Here is a 17,453-nt window from a genome sequence, read left to right as displayed (position 1 = left end):
ATGCTGAATCGAGAAGAAGAACTGCGGTTCTGCAAGGCCCGCAGAGCCGCGATCGAGCTGGACTATCAGAATCTGAATCCGGAGCAGCGCAAGGCCGTGCTGGCCACCGAGGGCCCCCTGCTGCTGCTGGCAGGCGCGGGCAGCGGCAAGACCACCGTGCTCATCCACCGCATCGCCAACCTGATGAAGTACGGCCGGGGCTCCGACTGCGACGAGGTGCCCGAGTGGGTCACCGGGGAGGACCTGGCCTTCCTGGAGGACTACGCGGCCCATCCCGACCCGGAGAAGAAGGCGGAGCAGGAGCGGCTGTGCCGGGTGGACCCGGCGGTGCCCTGGTCCATCATCGCCATCACCTTCACCAACAAGGCCGCTGGGGAGCTGAAGGAGCGGCTGGAGCGGATGCTGGGCCCCGCGGCCAACGACATCTGGGCCTCCACCTTCCACTCCGCCTGCGTGCGCATCCTGCGGCGGGACATCGACCGGCTGGGCCTCTCCAAGTCCTTCACCATCTACGACACCGCCGACGCCGAGCGGGTCATCAAGGACATCATCAAGGACTTCAACCTGGACGACAAGGCCTTCCCCGCCAAGAGCATCGCCGGGTACATCTCCCGGGCCAAGGACGCCATGAAGCTGGGGGCGGACTACCTGGCCGAGTGCGAGAAGGCGGGGGACTACCGCCTCATCAAGATCGCCAAGGTGTATGTGGAGTACGAGAAGCGGCTGCGGGACGCCAACGCCCTGGACTTTGACGACATCATCCTCCACACCGTCCGTCTGCTCAAGGAGTTTGACGAGGTGCGGGAGTACTACCAGCGGAAGTTCCGCTATGTGCTCATCGACGAGTACCAGGACACCAACAACCTCCAGTACCAGCTCTCCGCCACCCTGGCGGGCGGGTACGAGAACATCTGCGTGGTAGGCGACGACGACCAATCCATCTACCGCTTCCGGGGCGCCACCATTGAGAACATCCTCTCCTTTGAGAAGCAGTACAAGGGCGCCCGGGTCATCCGCCTGGAGCAGAACTACCGCTCCACCAAGAACATCCTGGAGGCCTCCAACGCGGTCATCCGCAACAACCAGGGCCGCAAGGGCAAGGAGCTGTGGACCGACCACGGCGAGGGGGACAAGGTCCAGTGCTACACCGCCATGAACGAGCACGACGAGGCCCAGTATGTGGCGGCCCAGATCCTGGGCAGCTACTCCTCCGGGCGGCACTGGAAGGACCACGCCGTGCTCTACCGGATGAACGCCCAGTCCAACCAGATCGAGCAGGCCTTCAAGCGCAACGGCGTGCCCTACCGCATCATCGGCGGCATCCGCTTCTTTGACCGGGCCGAGGTCAAGGATATGCTGGCCTACCTGTGCGTCATCAACAACCCCGGCGACGACCTGCGCCTCCAGCGCATCATCAACAACCCGCCCCGGGGCATCGGCGCCACCACCATCGACCGGGCCCAGAACATCGCCGCCCAGGAGGGGTGCTCCCTGTGGGAGGTCATCTCCAACGCCCAGGCCTATCCGGAGCTCCAGAAGGCGGCGGCCAAGCTGGCCGCTTTCACCGACATGATGGCCGAGCTGCGCAAGCTGTCCGGCGAGATGGAGCTGCCCGCCTTCTATGAGGAGCTGGTGGCCCGCACCGGGTACGCCGTCATGCTGGAGCAGAAGAACACCATTGAGGACCGCACCCGGCTGGAGAACGTGCAGGAGCTGCTGACCTCCATTAACGGCTATCTGGAGAACGCCGACGAGCCCAGCCTGTCCGGCTTCCTGGACGAGATCGCCCTGTACACCGACCTGGACAGCCACGACTCCGAGGAGGACTGCGTGGTCATGATGACCATGCACTCGGCCAAGGGCCTGGAGTTCCCGGTGGTCTTTGTGGTGGGCGTGGAAGAGGGCATCTTCCCCGGCATCCGGGCCATCGGCGAGCCGGAGGAGATGGAGGAGGAGCGCCGCCTGTGCTACGTGGCCATGACCCGGGCCAAGGAGAAGCTGTACATGACCTGCGCCTCCCAGCGCATGCTCTTCGGCCGCACCAACAACAACCGGCCCTCCCGCTTCCTGGGCGAGATCCCGGAGGAGTACGTGGAGAAGTCGGGCCGTCTGCCCCGCAGCGAGCGGACCGAGGAGCACCAGGACGGAGAGTCCCCCAAGAAGAAGGCGCCCGCATGGCGCAAGCCCGCCGAGCGGGGGTACTCCCTGGGCGGCGGCTACACCACCTACCCCAAGGGCACGGCGGTGGAGCCCAAGATCGGCGGAGCCGCTTCCGCCGCCAAACCGGCCGATTTCCACAAGGGCGACATGGTCCAGCACAAGGCCTTCGGCAAGGGCATGGTGGTCAACCTGATGCCCATGGGCGGCGACGCCCTCATCGAGATCGCCTTTGACAACGTGGGCACCAAAAAGCTGATGCTCAAGTCGGCGGCCCAGCATATGACCAAGCTGTAAGCGGCTCAGAAAAAGGAAAACGGCGCACACCCTATGTAAAGGATGTGCGCCATACAGCGGCTGGGACACAACGGACAGCACGGAAATCAGGCCAGAAGCTCTGTAAAGCTATAAACATAACAGTCACAGAGCCGGCGCATTTTCTCCTCGTGGGCGGCATAGAAGCGGTCGTACACCCCCACCACCGTCAGGCCGGCGGCCTTGGCCGCCTCGCAGGCGCCGGGGGAGTCCTCGTACATGGTGCAGGCGCTGGCCGGCACCCCCAGCTGCTCCAGGGCCAGCTGGAAGGATTTGGGGTTGCGCTTCTCCAGGCCCATCTCCTGGACGTAGATTACCCGGGAAAAGTATTGCTTCAGGCCGTGGCGCTCCAGGGCCGCCCGGCACAGCTCGGGCACGCAGGCGGTGAAGAGGGCCATGGGCGTCCCCTGGGCGGCGCACTGCACCAGGTACTCCGCCGCCCCCGGCTTCAGGGGCACCTGGTGCTCATAGGCGTCCCGGGCCATGGAGAGCCACTCGTCCATGATGGCCTGGGGCTCCAGGTCCAGGTGGTAGTACTCCCGGGTGAACTGGGCGGCAATGGGGAAAATGGAGTGGCCCACCGTCTCGCAGTACTCCCGGGTGGGGGTCAGCCCCCGGCGCTGGAGAAAGCGGACGTCGATCTCCTCCCACACGCCGTTGGAGTCCACCAGCGTGCCGTCAAAATCAAAGAGTTTCATAGAGTCCTCCAAATTGAAATTCCCAACTATTCTATCACAACCAAAGGAGCGGGGCAACCGTGCAGGAACAGAACAGAGACCGGGCGCTGGCCCGGTTGTCAACACCTCTCATCATCCTGGCCACCATCATCTGGGGCAGCTCGTTCGTGGTCATGAAGAGCAGCGTGGACGTGCTGCCCACCTTCTGGCTGCTGGCCATCCGGTTCACGGCCTCCGCCGTGGTGCTGGCGCTGGTCTTCTGGAAGCGGTGGAAGCTGGTGGACAGGCACTACTTCATCGGCGGCGGCATCATGGGCTTCTTCCTCTTCCTGGCCTACGCCTTCCAGACCTTCGGGCTGGAGGGCACCACGCCGGGCAAGAACGCCTTCCTCACCGCCGTCTACTGCGTCATCGTGCCCTTCCTGTACTGGGCGGTGGCCCGGAAGCGGCCCGACCGGTACAACATCGCCGCCGCCGTGCTGTGCATCGCGGGCATCGGGCTGGTGTCGGTCACCGGTGAGAACGCCGCGGCCATCAGCATCGGCGACGGCCTGACCCTGGTGGGCGGCTTCTTCTTCGCGGCTCACATCGTGGCCGTGGCCCGCTTCTCCGAGGGCCGGGACATCTTCCTCCTCACCGCCATCCAGTTCGCCTCCTTTGCCGTCTTCTCCTGGCTGGGGGTGCTGGTGACCCGGCCCGTCCTGCCTGTGGAGGCCATGGACGGCGGCCTGGTCCTCTCCCTGGCCTACCTGGTGATCTTCGCCTCCTGCGGGGCCCTGCTGTTCCAGAACATCGGCCAGAAGTACACCGCCCCCGCCACAGCGGCAGTGCTGTTGTCCCTGGAGGCCCCCTTCGGCGTGGTGTTCTCCATCCTCTTTGCCGACGAGCGGCCCACGCCCCTGATGGTGCTGGGCTTTGTGCTCATCTTTGTGGCGGTCATCTGCTCGGAGACCAAGTTCTCCTTCCTCCACCGGGAGAGAGGGGAGAAGGTCCACGCGGAATGATCCGGCCAGCGCCCCGGCGGAACCCCTCCGCCGGGGCGCTGCTGTGTCCCGGCGAAAAAAGAGGAAACAGGGGGTTGACAAATGTCCCCTTCCTGCGTATAATGCAATACAACAAAGCAATAAAGCAGCGAAACCTATGACGGAGAGAAGTAGCCGTTGCAGCTGATGCAAAGCGATTCCCGGACAGTGTGAGCGGGATCTGAGGCGGGCGCGTGAATGGACTCCGGAGGGCGGCTTGAACGGGGAAACCCAAGTAGATGCCGACGGGCTCCCACCCGTTACCCATCGGGCGCGCATGATGGTGCGCGAAGCGAGCGGACGCGCAAGCGTCAATTTGGGTGGTATCGCAGAAGCAGAAGCTTTTGTCCCATGTGGGGACAAAGGCTTTTTTTGTTTCTCAAATCAAGGCCGCTTGGCAGACGGCCCCTCCATCAACCATCCAAACACATTAAAGTCCGCCGGGGCAGAGGCCGCCGGGGACGAGAATTTGGAGGAACTACCATGAAGAAGCTGAATCTGAAGTCCATCGCCGCCCTGACCGCCGCGGCCGCCATGACCCTGTCCCTCACCGCCTGCACCCAGACCGGCGGCGACACCGGCGGAGCGGGAAACACCGCGCAGCAGTCCGGCGGCAAGACCTATAACGTGGCCGTGGTCAAGCAGATGGACCACGCCTCTCTGGACGAGATCGCCAACGCCATCACCGCCCGGCTGGACGAGATCGCCGCCGAGCAGGGCGTGACCATCCACTATGAGGTGTCCTCCGGCCAGAACGACCAGAGCGTGCTGCGGCAGCTGGGCGACCAGGCCATTGCCGACGGGGTGGACGTGATCATCCCCATCGCCACCACCGCCGCCCAGGTGATGGCCGTGTGCGCCGAGGAGACCAAGACCCCTGTGGTCTTTGCCGCCATCTCCTATCCCGACACCGCCGACCTGACCGGCATCGACTACGTCACCGGCACCAGCGACGCCCTGGACACCAACCTGATCATGGACATGATGCTGGCGCAGAACCCCAACGTGTCCAAGGTGGGGCTGCTCTACTCCCTGTCCGAGCCCAACTCCCAGGTGCCCATCGCCGAGGCCAAGGAATATCTGGACGGCAAGGGCATCGCCTATGAGGAGGCCACCGCCAACACCAACGACGAGGTCATCGCCGCCGCCAGCTCCCTCATCGCCGACGGCGTGGACGCGGTGTTCACCCCCACCGACAATGTGATTATGTCCGCCGAGCTGGCCATCTATGAGGACTTTATCGAGGCGGGCATCCCCCACTACACCGGGGCCGACTCCTTTGTCCGCAACGGCGCCTTCGCCACCTGCGGCGTGAACTACACCGACCTGGGCGCCCAGACCGCCGACCTGGCTTACAAGGCCGTCACCGAGGGCATGGACGCCATGGAGGACTACTACCAGGTGTCCGGCGGCATCATCACCGTCAACTCCGAGACCGCCGACGCCCTGGGCATCGACTACTCCGTGTTCGACAGCATGGGCCAGGTGACCACCGTCACCACCACCGAGGACTGAATCAAATCTCACACAGGCTGTCCCCCGGCTGAGGCCGGGGGATGGCTTGCGTTTTGGAAAGGAGCGGATTTCCCGTGCTCTACGTTGCACAGACAGCCCTGGAGCTGGGCTTTCAATACGCGCTGGTGGCCATGGCCCTGTTCCTCAGCTACCGGGTGCTGGACATCGCCGATATGACCACCGACGGCTGCTTTGTACTGGGCTGCGCGGTGTCGGTCACCCTCACCGCCGCCGGCCACCCCTTCCTGGCCATCCCCGCCGCCATGCTGGCGGGGGCCTGCGCCGGATTCGTCACCGCCTTCCTCCAGACCAAGCTGGGGGTGCCCTCCATCCTGGCGGGCATCATCACCAACACGGGCCTGTACACCATCAACCTGATGGCCATGGGCTGGAAGGCCAACCAGAGCCTGCTCAAGCAGGACACCATCTTCACCCTCTTCCGCGCCACCGGCATCGGCGGCGACTGGTACGCCATTCTCCTCTCCGGCGGCATCACGATTCTGATGGGCGTGCTGCTGGTGCTCTTCCTGAACACCCGGCTGGGCCTGTCCATCCGGGCCACCGGCGACAACCGGGACATGGTGCGGGCCTCCTCCATCAACCCCACCTTTACCATCACCGTTGGCCTGTGCGTGGCCAACGCCCTCACCGGCCTGTCCGGCGCGGTGGTGGGCCAGGCCCAGAAGACCGCCGACATCAACGGCGGCACCGGCATTGTGGTCATCGGCCTGGCCTGCCTCATCATCGGCGAGACCATCGTGGGCCGGGGCGCCATGTTCCGGGGGGCTGTCGCCGTCATCCTGGGCAGCATCCTCTACCGCGTTGTGTACGCCCTGGTGCTCCGCTCTCCCATCCCCATTGACTGCCTCAAGCTGGTCACCGCCATCGTGGTGGCCCTGGCCATCGCCATGCCCACCCTGAAGCAGTGGGCCGCCCTGCAGAACAAAAAGCGCCGGGCCATGGCGGCAAGAAAGGGGGCGCGCTGACATGCTGGAGCTGAACAACCTGTCCAAGACCTTCAATCCGGGCACCGTCAACGAGAAGAAGGCCCTGAACCATCTGTCCCTGAAGCTGGAGCCGGGGGACTTTGCGGCCATCGTGGGCTCCAACGGCGCGGGCAAGTCCACCATGTTCAACGCCATCGCCGGCGACTTCTTCCCCGACGAGGGGTACATCACCCTGGACGGGAAGGACATCACCTACCTGCCCGGCTACCGCCGCAGCCGGGAACTGGGCCGCCTGTTCCAGGACCCCATGCGGGGCACCGCGCCCCACATGACCATTGAGGAGAACATGGCCCTGGCCTACCTGCGGGCGGGCAGGGGCCAGCGGGCCTATTTCAGCCGGGTGAGCCGGAAGGACAAGGAGCTGTTCCGGGAGCAGCTCTCCCGGCTGGACATGGGGCTGGAGGACCGGATGAAGCAGCCGGTGGGCCTGCTCTCGGGCGGCCAGCGCCAGGCCCTCACCCTGCTGATGGCCACCATGGTGCCCCCCAAGCTGCTGCTGCTGGACGAGCACACCGCCGCCCTTGACCCGGCCACGGCGGAGAAGGTGCTCCGCCTGACCCGGGAGATCGTGGAGCGGGACCACCTGACCTGCCTGATGATCACCCACAACATGCACCAGGCCCTGGAGCTGGGCAACCGGACCCTGATGATGGACTCGGGCCGCATCGTGCTGGACGTGAAGGGGGAGGAGCGCAGGGGCATGACCGTGGACGACCTGCTCCGCCGCTTCCGGGAGAACGTGGGCAAGGGCCTGGACAACGACCGCATCCTGCTCTCCTGAACAAGTACATAAAGAGGCGGCTCACACCCGGTGTGTGAGCCGCCTCTTTTATGTCAGCGGAACCTATCTTACAGCAGAAAGAGCATGGACACGGCGATCAGAATTACCAGCCCCACCAGATTGGCCAGGGTGAACACGCCCAGGTACCGCAGGGGCTTGGCGCCGGGGGACTTGAGGTACAGCCGGAAGGAGATCAGGCTGGCCAGGGAGGCGATGAGGGTGCCCAGGCCGCCCACGTCGGTGCCCAGCAGCAGGCCCTTCCAGTCCTCCGTGAAGCCGGAGAGGAGCACCGCCGCGGGCACGTTGCTGATGACCTGGCTGGCGCACAGGGAGGTAATAAAGGTGTTCTCTGCCATGACGGCGGAGAGGAAGTCCTTCACCGCCGGGATGTTGCCGATGTTGCCCGCGAAGATGAAGAAGCAGACAAAGGTGAAGAGCAGTCCGTAGTCCACCCGGGGGAAGAGGTGCCGGGCGAAGAGGAGCAGGCACACCGCCACGATGGCCAGCAGCACGGCGTAGTGGAGCACGTGGAACACGGACAGCAGGCACAGCAGGAAGAGCACCGCCATCAGCCACAGCTGCCGGGGCCGCCGGATGGTCTGCTTCTCGGGGAAGCGGACCTCGATGCCCTCCGGCCTGACGCACAGTGCGGCCACGGACAGGCCCACCAGGCTCACCAGGGTCAGGGGGACCATGACGGCGAAGAACGCCCCGGCGGGGATGCCGAAGGCGGAGTAGAGGTACAGGTTCTGGGGGTTGCCCACCGGGGTGGCCATGCTGCCCAGATTGGCCGCCAGGGTCTGGAGCACCACCAGGTACAGGGCCCGCTCCAGCCGCCCCACCAGCCCCAGCACCAGCAGGGTGAAGGGGACAAAGGTGATGAGGGACACGTCGTTGGTGATGAGCATGGAGGTGAAGAAGGGGAGGAGCACCAGCACCAGGGAGATGAAGCGCATCCGCTTCTTGCCGGTGAGCAGCTTCTGGGCCAGCACGGCGAAGAGGCCGCAGTCCTGGAGTCCGGCCACCACCGCCATCAGGCAGAAGAGCAGGGAGAGCACCCGGAAGTCGATGTACCCCAGGTAGGCCGCCGAGGGCGGGACAAAAATCATGGAGACCAGGGCGCACAGCAGGGCGATGCAGCCCACGGCCTCCCGCTTGACGAACGAAAGAATGGACGAAGCCATGAATGATCTCTCCTCACGGAAAGCGGCCCCACCGGCGCCAGGGCCGTTGGGACCGCTCTTTCTTTGGTATGGACCGGGTCAGGCCTGGACCGCCTGCTTGAGGGCCTGGGCCAGCTGGTCGGGGCAGGAGGTGGGCTTGCCGCCGCAGTGGATGCCCTCCAGCTTGGAGATGGCGTCGGTGACCTTCATGCCCTCCACCAGCCGGGAGATGCCCTGGAGGTTGCCGTCGCAGCCGTTGAAGATCTTCACGGACTGGACCGTGTCGCCCTCCACGTCGATCACCATCCGGGTGGAGCAGACGCCTCTGGTTCTGTAATCAATGGTCATAGAAAATTGCCTCCGCATACAGCCCCGAAAGACAGGGGCAAAAATATCGGAAAATATTATACAGGACCAAGCGGAAAAACGCAACGGGTCAATGGAACTTTTTGGGGAAGAGCGTCGGGGGGATCATTCGCCGTACACAATCAGGCAGGTGACGCCGCTGCCGTTGAGATACACGTCCTGACAGCCCCCGGCCATCCCCGCCGTAAAGAAGCAGACGTCCCACATGTCGGCCGCGCTGTCGTAGCGGCAGGTGACGGAGTCGTAGGAAATAGTACACTCCGCCGCGGCCTGCTGGACGGCCTCCTCCGCGCTGCCGATTGGGAGGGGAGAGGTGTTTTGAAAGCCGTCCAGCAGAACGCCCGGCGCGTTTTCCCCGCAGGTATCCTGTACCTCGGCGTAGGAGAAGGAGAGAATTTCGGCAGACGGCGGGGCGGTATCCTGCGCCTCCGCATGGGTGGGAGAAAGTTCAGTGGACGGCAGGACGGCGTCCTGTCCGCAGCCGGCCGGCAGCAGGGTCAGCGCCAGAGCCAGACCCAACAGAGCAGATTGTTTCATCCTGTCAGCCTCCGTTCCTGTGGTGTTGTGTACTTTTTAGACGCACAGACGCCGGAGAAGTTCCGGGTATTTCCGGTGGCGAAAAAGCGGGGAAACCATTTGTTCTCCTTGACAATGTTCCGGGAAATGCATATACTAAAGAGCGTTCACAGTGAAAAGCCGCGAAGGGAAGGAGTACGCATTTTCCAGGGTGCAGAGAGGAGCCGGCCGGTGCAAGGCTCTCCGTTGGGAATGCGGAAGGTGGTCCCGGAGCTCCGCCCCTGAAGCAAGTAGGGGGTGGCGGGTTCTCCCGTTACCGAGACAATGAGTGTTCTCCCGCGGGAGAAAATTCAGGTGGTACCACGGACTGCATCAGTTCGTCCTGAGCAAAAGGCTTGGGGCGGACTTTTTTGTTGCGCATAAAGTTTTTTGCCCCGAAAAGGAGTGTTAAAAAGAATGAACAAAGAACTTCCCAAGGTCTATGAACCCCAGGAGGTGGAGGGCCGCATCTACGAGATGTGGGAGAAGAACGGCTGCTTTGTGGGCCACCGTGACCCGGACAAGAAGCCCTTCACCATTGTCATGCCGCCCCCCAACGTCACCGGCCAGCTCCACATGGGCCACGCCATGGACTCCACCCTCCAGGACATCCTGATCCGCTTCAAGCGGATGCAGGGCTACGCCGCCCTGTGGGTGCCCGGCACCGACCACGCCGGCATCGCCACCCAGATCAAGGTGGAGGAGGAGCTGCGCAAGAACGAGGGCCTGACCCGCTACGACCTGGGCCGGGACAAGTTCCTGGAGCGGGTGTGGGACTGGAAGAACAAGTACGGGGGCCGCATCGTGGAGCAGCAGAAGAAGCTGGGCGCCTCCTGCGACTGGTCCCGCTCCCGGTTCACCATGGACGAGGGCCTGAGCAAGGCCGTGCGCCACGTGTTCGTCTCCCTGTATAAGAAGGGCCTCATCTACAAGGGCAGCCGCATCATCAACTGGTGCCCCCACTGCGTCACCGCCCTGTCCGACGCCGAGGTGGAGTACCAGGACAAGCCCGGCTACTTCTGGCACATCCGCTACCCCATCCAGGGCGAGGAGGGCCGCTATGTCATCGTGGCCACCACCCGGCCCGAGACCATGCTGGGCGACACCGGCGTGGCCGTCAACCCCAACGACGACCGGTACAAGGACATCGTGGGCAAGAAGTGCATCCTGCCCCTGGTGGGCCGTGAGATGCCCATCGTGGCCGACGACTACGTGGACATGGAGTTCGGCACCGGCTGCGTGAAGATGACCCCCGCCCACGACCCCAACGACTTCGAGGTGGGCCTGCGTCAGAACCTGGAGACCATCCGGGTGCTGGACGACAACGGCCGCGTGGTGGAGGGGTACGGCAAGTACTCCGGCATGGACCGCTATGAGGCCCGGAAGGCCATCGTGGCCGACCTGGAGGAGCAGGGCTACCTGGTGAAGGTGGAGCCCCACCAGCACAACGTGGGCACCTGCTACCGCTGCCACAGCGACGTGGAGCCTCTCATCTCCGCCCAGTGGTTCGTGAAGATGGCCCCCCTGGCCGAGGAGGCCCTGCGGGTGGTCAACGACGGGGAGGTCAAGTTCGTCCCCGACCGGTTCTCCAAGACCTATGTCAACTGGATGGAGAACGTCCACGACTGGTGCATCTCCCGCCAGCTGTGGTGGGGCCACCAGATCCCCGCCTGGACCTGCCAGGACTGCGGCCACATCACCGTGTCCGAGGAGGACCCCACCGAGTGCGAGCACTGCCACTCCAAGAACATCAAGCAGGAGGAGGACGTGCTGGACACCTGGTTCTCCTCCGCCCTGTGGCCCTTCTCCACCCTGGGCTGGCCCGAGGAGACCGAGGACTACAAGTACTTCTATCCCACCGACGTGCTGGTCACCGGCTACGACATCATCTTCTTCTGGGTGGCCCGCATGATCTTCTCCGCCTGCGAGCACACCGGCAAGCCCCCCTTCCACACCGTGTTCATCCACGGCCTGGTGCGGGACGACAAGGGCCGCAAGATGTCCAAGAGCCTGGGCAACGGCATCGACCCCCTGGAGATCGCCGAGAAGTACGGCGCCGACGCCCTGCGGTTCAATCTGGTCACCGGCAACTCCCCCGGAAACGACATGCGTTTCTACACCGAGCGGTGCGAGGCCATGCGCAATTTCGCCAACAAGATCTGGAACGCCAGCCGCTTCCTGATGATGAACCTGACCATCGACAAGTGCGAGCTGCCCGAGAAGCTGGAGATGGAGGACCGCTGGATCCTCTCCAAGCTCAACGCCCTGATCCCCGAGATGACGGAGAACATGGACAAGTACGAGCTGGGCGTGGCGGCACAGAAGATCTACGACTTCATCTGGGACTCCTACTGCGACTGGTATATCGAGCTGACCAAGGCCCGCCTCCAGGGCGACGACGAGGCCGCCAAGGTCAACGCCCAGAAGGTGCTCTGCTACGTGCTCACCCAGATCCTCAAGCTGCTCCACCCCTTCATGCCCTTCATCACCGAGGAGATCTGGCAGGCCCTGCCCCACGAGGGGGATTACCTGATGCTCCAGAAGTGGCCGGAGCACAGCGTGGCCCTGGACTTCCCCGACGAGGAGCGGGCCATGGAGATGATCATGGACGCCATCAGCGCCATCCGTACCCGCCGCTCCGAGATGAACGTGCCGCCCTCCAAGAAGGCCCACGTCACCGTGTCCACCCTGCAGCGGGACGTGTTTGAGGCCGGCATCCCCTTCCTCAAGCGGCTGGGTTACGCCAGCGACGTGACCATCACCGGCGTCACCGACGCCGACCAGGACGCCAAGGGCATGGTCACCGTCATCACCCACGCCGCCCGCATCTCCATCCCTCTGGCCGAGCTGGTGGACATGGAGAAGGAGAAGGCCCGCATGGAGAAGGAGCTCAAGAAGAACCGTGCCGAGCTGGACAAGCTGGAGACCAAGCTGAACAACCCCGGCTTTGTGAACAAGGCCCCCGCCAACGTGGTGGAGGCCGAGCGGGAGCGGTCCGTCAAGCTCAAGGAGCTGGTGGCCAAGCTGGAGGAAGAGCTTTCCAATATGTAACGCCAACCCCATAGCCTCTTCTGCCGCCGGAGACGATGCGCCGTCTCCGGCGGCATTTTTTCATCTGTATGCAAAGAAATGTTTATTTTGTTCCAAACGGGCGAAAAAGAGAGGATGAGGGACTTCCGTGGGGCAGAATAAGCTTTTCTGCGGCACACGCCCAAAAAAGTTTACAAATTAGCGTTGATAGGAGCGGAGAAAAAAGGTATTATTACATACCATATAGCGGTGGATACAGTTTTCCGCTCCGGCCGGGCAGCAAAGGGGCTGCGGATGGGTATACTGTAACCGGAGAATCAATTTACCGTTGGGAGGGTTCGGCATGAGAAAGCAAGCCGCTGTGCTGGCCATACTGCTTCTTCTGCTTCTCGCAGGATGCCGGACGCAGCCGGCGGGGGAGACGGGGCAGCCCATGCCCTCAGACAGCGCAAAACCCACTGATACGCCGGAGCAGACGGTTACTCCCACGCCCATGGAGGAGTTGGAGGTGAGTCCTGCGCCGGAGGGGACGGTCTCTCCCGCGCCCACGGACAGCCAGCCGCCCCAGACCACCGGCGCGCCGGACTGCCGGGCGCTGGCGGAGGAGCTGTGGGAGAAGTACCCGGACAGCCTGTCCAACAGCCAGTGGTACGCCCTGGACCGGGCCTACTGGTTTGCCGACTACGTGCCCGGCACGTCGGTGGACGACCGGGGAGAGGGGACGGACAGCTCGCCCCTGTCCCAGCCCGACGTGTATTTCTACGAGGACACCACAGGGGACATGGCCCCTGAGGACGTGGCGGCCGAGCTGGTGAACGTGATGCTCCGGTCCGCCGACCCGGAGGGGGGCTGGGAGATCGCGTCCCAGTCCCTACTGGACCGGGACGGGCTGCTGGACCTGTGCGCGGAGTATCTGGCGTCCTACACCGGCGGCTGGGAGGACCAGAACCGGCTGAAGAGCTGGTTTGACGCCTGGGCCGCGGGGATCCCCGGCATCGGGGAGGACATGTGGGTCCTCCACCCCAGCTACACCGGCGGTACTGTGACCCAGGAGAGCGGCGGCTGGTTCGTCATCATGCGCAGCGGCAGCGTGTACCGCATGCAGCGGGATGACGCCTTCGGCGTGTACGTCCAGCAGCCCCAGGTGCAGGCCCGCGTCCAGTTTACCAGAGCCCTGGAGGCCTGGGGCTGGTTCCAGGGCGCGCCCCTGACCGTGGATGCCGGAGCCAAGACGGCCGCGGACGGCAGGGAGTGGTACCCGGTGACGGACAGCCGGTTCTCCACGGTGCTGGACCTGCGGATGTATCTGAAGGGCATCTTCTCCGACGAGATCGCGGAGGAGCTGCTGAGCATGGACCTGTACCGGGACGTGGACGGCGTGCTCTGCTGCGCCCAGAGCGCCAGGACCGCCCCCGACCTGGCAGATGCCGCCGTCCAGGTGGAGCAGGAGAGCGATACCAGGCTGGTCTGCCGCCTGGAGGGCACCCTGACCTGGTCCGACGGCTCCCGTCCGGCCCAGGCGGTTTCCGTCTCCTTCCCCTACGAAAAGGTGGGGGACAAGTGGCTGTTTACGGAATTCTCGTGGCCCCAATAGGGAATTCGACCAAAAGCGCGGCCCATATGCATTATAATCGCCATATACCAGAAAATGGTATATGGCGATTTTTTCTGCCCAGAACTTGGGACAGACAGGTATTTCAACGCACAGGAGGGACAAGCTATGTCAGTGACCTGTACCGGGGAGGACCGGAATCTGCGGCTGACGGTGTCGGGGGAGGTGGACCACCACGGCGCCCGGGCCATCATGCAGGAGCTGGACCGCCAGGTGGACGCGGGGCTGCCCCGGCGGCTCACCCTGGACCTGAGCGGCGTGACCTTTATGGACAGCTCGGGCATCGCGGTGCTGCTGCGGGCCTACCGCCGGATGGCGGAGCTGGGGGGCGCTCTGACGGTGGCCAATGTGCCGCCCCAGGCCCTCAAGGTGCTGCGGGCGGCGGGGCTGGAGCGGATCATCCGCTTTGAATAGGGAAACAGACCGCCGGGGCGCGGCAGGCGCTCCGGCGGCGGGGAACCCAATACGGAAGGAGTCTTTACATATGAAACCGATCAACGAGGCGGCCATTTCCTTTCTCAGCCGCTCCGCCAACGAGGGCTTTGCCCGCACCGCGGCGGCCTGCTTTGCAGCCCAGCTGGACCCCACCCTGGACGAGGTCAACGACATCAAGACCGCCGTCAGCGAGGCGGTGACCAACGCCATCGTCCACGCCTATCCGGACCGGCTGGGCAAGGTGGCCCTGCGGCTGCGGCTGTTTGAGGACGGGGTGCTGGAGATCGTGGTGAAGGACTGGGGCGTGGGCATCGAGGACGTGGAGAAGGCCCGCCAGCCCCTGTACACCACCGGCAACGAGGAGCGCTCCGGCATGGGCTTTACCATCATGGAGAGCTTCATGGACGCCCTGCGGGTGCGCTCTACCCCGGGGAAGGGCACCACCGTCACCATGCGGCGCCGGATCTCCCGCCGGTACAGCGGCGGCGGGCACTGATGGCGGCGGATACCCAGTCCCTGCTGGAGGCGGCCCGCCAGGGGGACAACGACGCCTGCGCCAAGATGATGGAGGAGAACAGCGGCCTCATCTGGAGCATCGTCCGCCGGTACTACGGCCGGGGCGTGGACCCGGAGGACCTGTACCAGCTGGGGTGCATGGGCTTTCTCAAGGCGGTGCGGGGCTTTGACCCGGCCTTTGGGTGCCAGTTCTCCACCTACGCCGTGCCCAAGATCGCCGGGGAGATCCGCCGTTTTCTCCGGGACGACGGCGCGGTGAAGGTGAGCCGGGGGCTGAAGGAGCGGGCGGGGAGCATCCGCAGCGCCCGGGACCGGCTGCGGGCTGACCTGGGCCGGGAGCCCACCCTCAGCGAGCTGGCCGGGGAGACCGGCCTGGAGCCGGAGGAGATCGCCGCCGCCGAGGAGGCCAACGCCCCGGTGGCCTCCCTCCAGATGGAGACGGGGGACGGCTTCACCCTGGAGAGCGTGCTGGGCACCGAGGGCATGGAGGAGGGCATCGTGGAGCGGGAGGCCCTGCGCTCGGCGGTGAGCAGCCTGCCCGACCGGGAGCGGCAGGTGATCGTCCTGCGGTACTTCCGAGGCCTGACCCAGGACAGGACGGCCAGGATCATGGGGGTCAGCCAGGTCCAGATCTCCCGGGTGGAGAAGAAGGCCATGGAGTATCTCCGCCGCAAGCTGGAGGAGTAGCGGTTCAGTCCCCGGGCAGGCAGTCTAGGCCGCCCAGCTCCAGGCCCATCTGGAGCCCCGTCAGAAAGAGCTGCTCTCCCTCCATGTCGGAGACGGCCAGACAGGCATCCAGAATTTGCAGCACCCGGGCGCACAGCGCGTCCGGGTGCTCTTTTCGGAATCGGGCCCGGAGGGTCTCCGCTTCCTCCCGCAGGGCCCGGTACTCCGGCTCGCCGGACAGCGCCCGGCGGCACAGGGTCCGGGCCGTATTCTGCATCAGTTCCACGGTGGGGGTCATAAAATCACCTCACCACGTTTATAACATACAGCAATATGCAAGTCAAGAAAAACTATTGCTATATGTTATAGTTTACGGATATAGCTTTCAGCTATATAATACCAATGAGGTGAGGATTTTGCAGGACTATCGAAAAATCATCCGGGAAAAGCGGGAAAAAAAGGGATTGAGTCAGAGCGCACTGGCCAAGCTGGTGGGCGTCTCACAGCCTGCCATCAATCAGATCGAGTCCGGCGCGCGCACGCCCAGCCTTGCACTCCTCATGAAAATCTGTGACGCACTGGAAATTTCAATGTTTGGTGAGGACAAAGAAGATGAATGACACCCTTTATATCGTCGTCCCATGCTATAACGAGGAAGAAGTGCTCCCTGAGACCTCCAAGCGGCTCAAGGCCAAGGTGGAGGCCCTGAAGGGGGCGGGGAAGATCGGCCCGGACAGCCGCATCCTCTTCGTCAACGACGGCTCCAGGGACCGGACGTGGGAGATTATCTCCGCCCTCCACAGGGCCGACCCGGTGTTCTCCGGGGTGGACCTGTCCCGCAACCGGGGCCACCAGAACGCCCTGCTGGCCGGGCTCATGACCGCCAAGGACCGCTGCGACATGGCCATCTCCATGGACGCCGACCTCCAGGACGACATCGACGCCGTGGACGCCATGGTGGACAAGTTCCATGAAGGCTGCGACATCGTCTACGGCGTCCGCTCCTCCCGGAAAAAGGACACCTTTTTCAAGCGCTTCACCGCCGAGGGCTTCTACCGCCTGATGAACTTCCTGGGGGCGGAGACCGTGTTCAACCACGCCGACTACCGGCTCCTCTCCCGCCGGGCCCTGGAGGGCCTGGAGCAGTTCCGGGAGGTCAATCTGTTCCTGCGGGGCATCGTGCCCATGATCGGCTACACCTCCGCCACCGTGGAGTATGAGCGGGGGGAGCGCTTTGCCGGCGAGAGCAAGTACCCCCTGAAAAAGATGCTCTCCTTCGCCATGGAGGGCATCACCAGCCTGTCCGTCAAGCCCATCCGGTACATCACCGGCCTGGGCTTCCTGGTGTTCCTGGTGTCCATCCTCATGCTGATCTACAGCATCATCCGCTGGGCCATGGGGGAGACCATCCTGGGCTGGGCCAGCCTGATCTGCTCCGTCTGGGCCATCGGCGGCCTGATCCTGCTGTCCCTGGGGGTCATCGGCGAGTATATCGGCAAAATCTACCTGGAGACCAAGGAGCGCCCCCGGTTCCTCATCCGTGAGGTGCTGGACGGCGAGGACAAGAAGGACTGAGAGAGAAAGCAAAGACCCCCTTTTTTCAACCGGAGCGTGTGAGGCCCGGCGTGTGTGTCTG

17 protein-coding genes and 1 other annotated feature are annotated in these 17,453 nt (G+C 64.2%); of the genes, 12 read left to right on the top strand and 5 right to left on the bottom strand.

What is annotated here, in order from left to right; translation table 11 throughout:
* Entirely contained in the window at positions 1-2,454 is a 2,454-nt protein-coding gene (locus tag Q0K23_RS03200; protein ID WP_294517789.1) for an ATP-dependent helicase, read from the top strand.
* A gap of 86 nt (positions 2,455-2,540) precedes the next feature.
* On the opposite strand, the gene Q0K23_RS03195 is transcribed toward Q0K23_RS03200, so the two are convergent.
* On the bottom strand, positions 2,541-3,170 hold the full coding sequence (locus tag Q0K23_RS03195; RefSeq protein WP_294517787.1) for an HAD family phosphatase: 630 nt from the start codon (positions 3,168-3,170) through the stop codon (positions 2,541-2,543).
* A gap of 59 nt (positions 3,171-3,229) precedes the next feature.
* Here Q0K23_RS03195 and Q0K23_RS03190 point away from each other — a divergent pair, with 59 nt between their 5' ends.
* From Q0K23_RS03190 to Q0K23_RS03175, 4 genes are all read left to right on the top strand, one after another.
* Entirely contained in the window at positions 3,230-4,153 is a 924-nt protein-coding gene (locus Q0K23_RS03190; RefSeq protein WP_294517785.1) for a DMT family transporter, read from the top strand.
* A gap of 501 nt (positions 4,154-4,654) precedes the next feature.
* Positions 4,655-5,686 carry an ABC transporter substrate-binding protein gene (locus tag Q0K23_RS03185; RefSeq protein ID WP_294517783.1) on the top strand — a complete coding sequence of 344 codons (1,032 nt, stop codon included), beginning with the start codon at positions 4,655-4,657 and terminating at the stop codon, positions 5,684-5,686.
* A 41-nt stretch (positions 5,687-5,727) separates the two neighbouring features.
* Positions 5,728-6,672, top strand: a complete 945-nt coding sequence (locus tag Q0K23_RS03180) for an ABC transporter permease (RefSeq protein WP_294517781.1) — start codon at positions 5,728-5,730, stop codon at positions 6,670-6,672.
* A gap of 1 nt (position 6,673) precedes the next feature.
* Entirely contained in the window at positions 6,674-7,474 is an 801-nt protein-coding gene (locus Q0K23_RS03175) for an ABC transporter ATP-binding protein (RefSeq protein ID WP_294517779.1), read from the top strand.
* A gap of 68 nt (positions 7,475-7,542) precedes the next feature.
* Here the strand turns inward: Q0K23_RS03175 and Q0K23_RS03170 are convergent, their stop codons facing one another.
* The 3 genes from Q0K23_RS03170 to Q0K23_RS03160 all read right to left on the bottom strand — a co-directional run bounded on the left by Q0K23_RS03170 (position 7,543) and on the right by Q0K23_RS03160 (position 9,540).
* The gene (locus Q0K23_RS03170) at positions 7,543-8,658 is read right to left on the bottom strand and encodes an SLC13 family permease (protein WP_294517777.1); all 1,116 of its coding nucleotides are present in this window, start codon (positions 8,656-8,658) and stop codon (positions 7,543-7,545) included.
* A 78-nt stretch (positions 8,659-8,736) separates the two neighbouring features.
* Positions 8,737-8,985, bottom strand: coding sequence for a TIGR03905 family TSCPD domain-containing protein (locus Q0K23_RS03165; RefSeq protein WP_294517775.1), 249 nt, complete (start codon positions 8,983-8,985; stop codon positions 8,737-8,739).
* Between the two features lie 123 nt (positions 8,986-9,108).
* Entirely contained in the window at positions 9,109-9,540 is a 432-nt protein-coding gene (locus tag Q0K23_RS03160; protein WP_294517773.1) for a hypothetical protein, read from the bottom strand.
* Positions 9,541-9,692: 152 nt separating this feature from the next.
* Positions 9,693-9,907 (top strand) — a binding site (T-box leader).
* Positions 9,908-9,975: 68 nt separating this feature from the next.
* Here Q0K23_RS03160 and Q0K23_RS03155 point away from each other — a divergent pair.
* From Q0K23_RS03155 to Q0K23_RS03135, 5 genes are all read left to right on the top strand, one after another.
* The gene (locus tag Q0K23_RS03155) at positions 9,976-12,609 is read left to right on the top strand and encodes a valine--tRNA ligase (RefSeq protein ID WP_294517771.1); all 2,634 of its coding nucleotides are present in this window, start codon (positions 9,976-9,978) and stop codon (positions 12,607-12,609) included.
* A 322-nt stretch (positions 12,610-12,931) separates the two neighbouring features.
* Complete coding sequence (locus Q0K23_RS03150) at positions 12,932-14,182, top strand: hypothetical protein (protein ID WP_294517769.1); 1,251 nt, start codon at positions 12,932-12,934, stop codon at positions 14,180-14,182.
* Between the two features lie 126 nt (positions 14,183-14,308).
* Positions 14,309-14,614 (top strand): STAS domain-containing protein, encoded by a 306-nt coding sequence (locus tag Q0K23_RS03145; protein WP_294517767.1) that lies wholly within the window; start codon positions 14,309-14,311, stop codon positions 14,612-14,614.
* A 70-nt stretch (positions 14,615-14,684) separates the two neighbouring features.
* Positions 14,685-15,131: an anti-sigma F factor gene (gene spoIIAB, locus Q0K23_RS03140; protein WP_294517765.1), complete on the top strand. Its 447-nt coding sequence runs from the start codon at positions 14,685-14,687 to the stop codon at positions 15,129-15,131.
* Positions 15,131-15,838, top strand: coding sequence for a sigma-70 family RNA polymerase sigma factor (locus Q0K23_RS03135; protein ID WP_294517762.1), 708 nt, complete (start codon positions 15,131-15,133; stop codon positions 15,836-15,838). Before spoIIAB ends, Q0K23_RS03135 begins: the two co-directional genes overlap by 1 nt.
* A gap of 4 nt (positions 15,839-15,842) precedes the next feature.
* Here the strand turns inward: Q0K23_RS03135 and Q0K23_RS03130 are convergent, their stop codons facing one another.
* Positions 15,843-16,115 (bottom strand): DUF6809 family protein, encoded by a 273-nt coding sequence (locus Q0K23_RS03130; RefSeq protein ID WP_294517760.1) that lies wholly within the window; start codon positions 16,113-16,115, stop codon positions 15,843-15,845.
* A 118-nt stretch (positions 16,116-16,233) separates the two neighbouring features.
* On the opposite strand from Q0K23_RS03130, the gene Q0K23_RS03125 reads away from it, so the two are divergent.
* The gene (locus Q0K23_RS03125) at positions 16,234-16,437 is read left to right on the top strand and encodes a helix-turn-helix transcriptional regulator (protein WP_294517756.1); all 204 of its coding nucleotides are present in this window, start codon (positions 16,234-16,236) and stop codon (positions 16,435-16,437) included.
* Positions 16,430-17,392: a glycosyltransferase family 2 protein gene (locus tag Q0K23_RS03120; protein WP_294517753.1), complete on the top strand. Its 963-nt coding sequence runs from the start codon at positions 16,430-16,432 to the stop codon at positions 17,390-17,392. The genes Q0K23_RS03125 and Q0K23_RS03120 overlap by 8 nt, the downstream gene beginning before the upstream one ends.
* The last annotated feature ends 61 nt before the right edge of the window (positions 17,393-17,453 follow it).

The sequence above is a fragment of the uncultured Pseudoflavonifractor sp. genome, assembly GCF_944387275.1.
Classification (GTDB): Bacteria; Bacillota; Clostridia; order Oscillospirales; family Oscillospiraceae; genus Pseudoflavonifractor; species Pseudoflavonifractor intestinihominis.
The sequence above is the reverse complement of the archived record's forward strand: the minus strand, read 5'-3'. Positions and strand labels throughout refer to the sequence as shown.

What these genes read in the sequence shown, in the direction of transcription:
- Q0K23_RS03200 (WP_294517789.1), top strand. Translation starts at nt 1, where the DNA reads ATGCTGAATCGAGAAGAAGAACTGCGGTTCTGCAAGGCCCGCAGAGCC.
- Q0K23_RS03195 (WP_294517787.1), bottom strand. Translation starts at nt 3,170, where the DNA reads ATGAAACTCTTTGATTTTGACGGCACGCTGGTGGACTCCAACGGCGTG.
- Q0K23_RS03185 (WP_294517783.1), top strand. Translation starts at nt 4,655, where the DNA reads ATGAAGAAGCTGAATCTGAAGTCCATCGCCGCCCTGACCGCCGCGGCC.
- Q0K23_RS03180 (WP_294517781.1), top strand. Translation starts at nt 5,728, where the DNA reads ATGGCTTGCGTTTTGGAAAGGAGCGGATTTCCCGTGCTCTACGTTGCA.
- Q0K23_RS03175 (WP_294517779.1), top strand. Translation starts at nt 6,674, where the DNA reads ATGCTGGAGCTGAACAACCTGTCCAAGACCTTCAATCCGGGCACCGTC.
- Q0K23_RS03170 (WP_294517777.1), bottom strand. Translation starts at nt 8,658, where the DNA reads ATGGCTTCGTCCATTCTTTCGTTCGTCAAGCGGGAGGCCGTGGGCTGC.
- Q0K23_RS03165 (WP_294517775.1), bottom strand. Translation starts at nt 8,985, where the DNA reads ATGACCATTGATTACAGAACCAGAGGCGTCTGCTCCACCCGGATGGTG.
- Q0K23_RS03160 (WP_294517773.1), bottom strand. Translation starts at nt 9,540, where the DNA reads ATGAAACAATCTGCTCTGTTGGGTCTGGCTCTGGCGCTGACCCTGCTG.
- Q0K23_RS03155 (WP_294517771.1), top strand. Translation starts at nt 9,976, where the DNA reads ATGAACAAAGAACTTCCCAAGGTCTATGAACCCCAGGAGGTGGAGGGC.
- Q0K23_RS03150 (WP_294517769.1), top strand. Translation starts at nt 12,932, where the DNA reads ATGAGAAAGCAAGCCGCTGTGCTGGCCATACTGCTTCTTCTGCTTCTC.
- Q0K23_RS03145 (WP_294517767.1), top strand. Translation starts at nt 14,309, where the DNA reads ATGTCAGTGACCTGTACCGGGGAGGACCGGAATCTGCGGCTGACGGTG.
- spoIIAB (WP_294517765.1), top strand. Translation starts at nt 14,685, where the DNA reads ATGAAACCGATCAACGAGGCGGCCATTTCCTTTCTCAGCCGCTCCGCC.
- Q0K23_RS03135 (WP_294517762.1), top strand. Translation starts at nt 15,131, where the DNA reads ATGGCGGCGGATACCCAGTCCCTGCTGGAGGCGGCCCGCCAGGGGGAC.
- Q0K23_RS03130 (WP_294517760.1), bottom strand. Translation starts at nt 16,115, where the DNA reads ATGACCCCCACCGTGGAACTGATGCAGAATACGGCCCGGACCCTGTGC.
- Q0K23_RS03120 (WP_294517753.1), top strand. Translation starts at nt 16,430, where the DNA reads ATGAATGACACCCTTTATATCGTCGTCCCATGCTATAACGAGGAAGAA.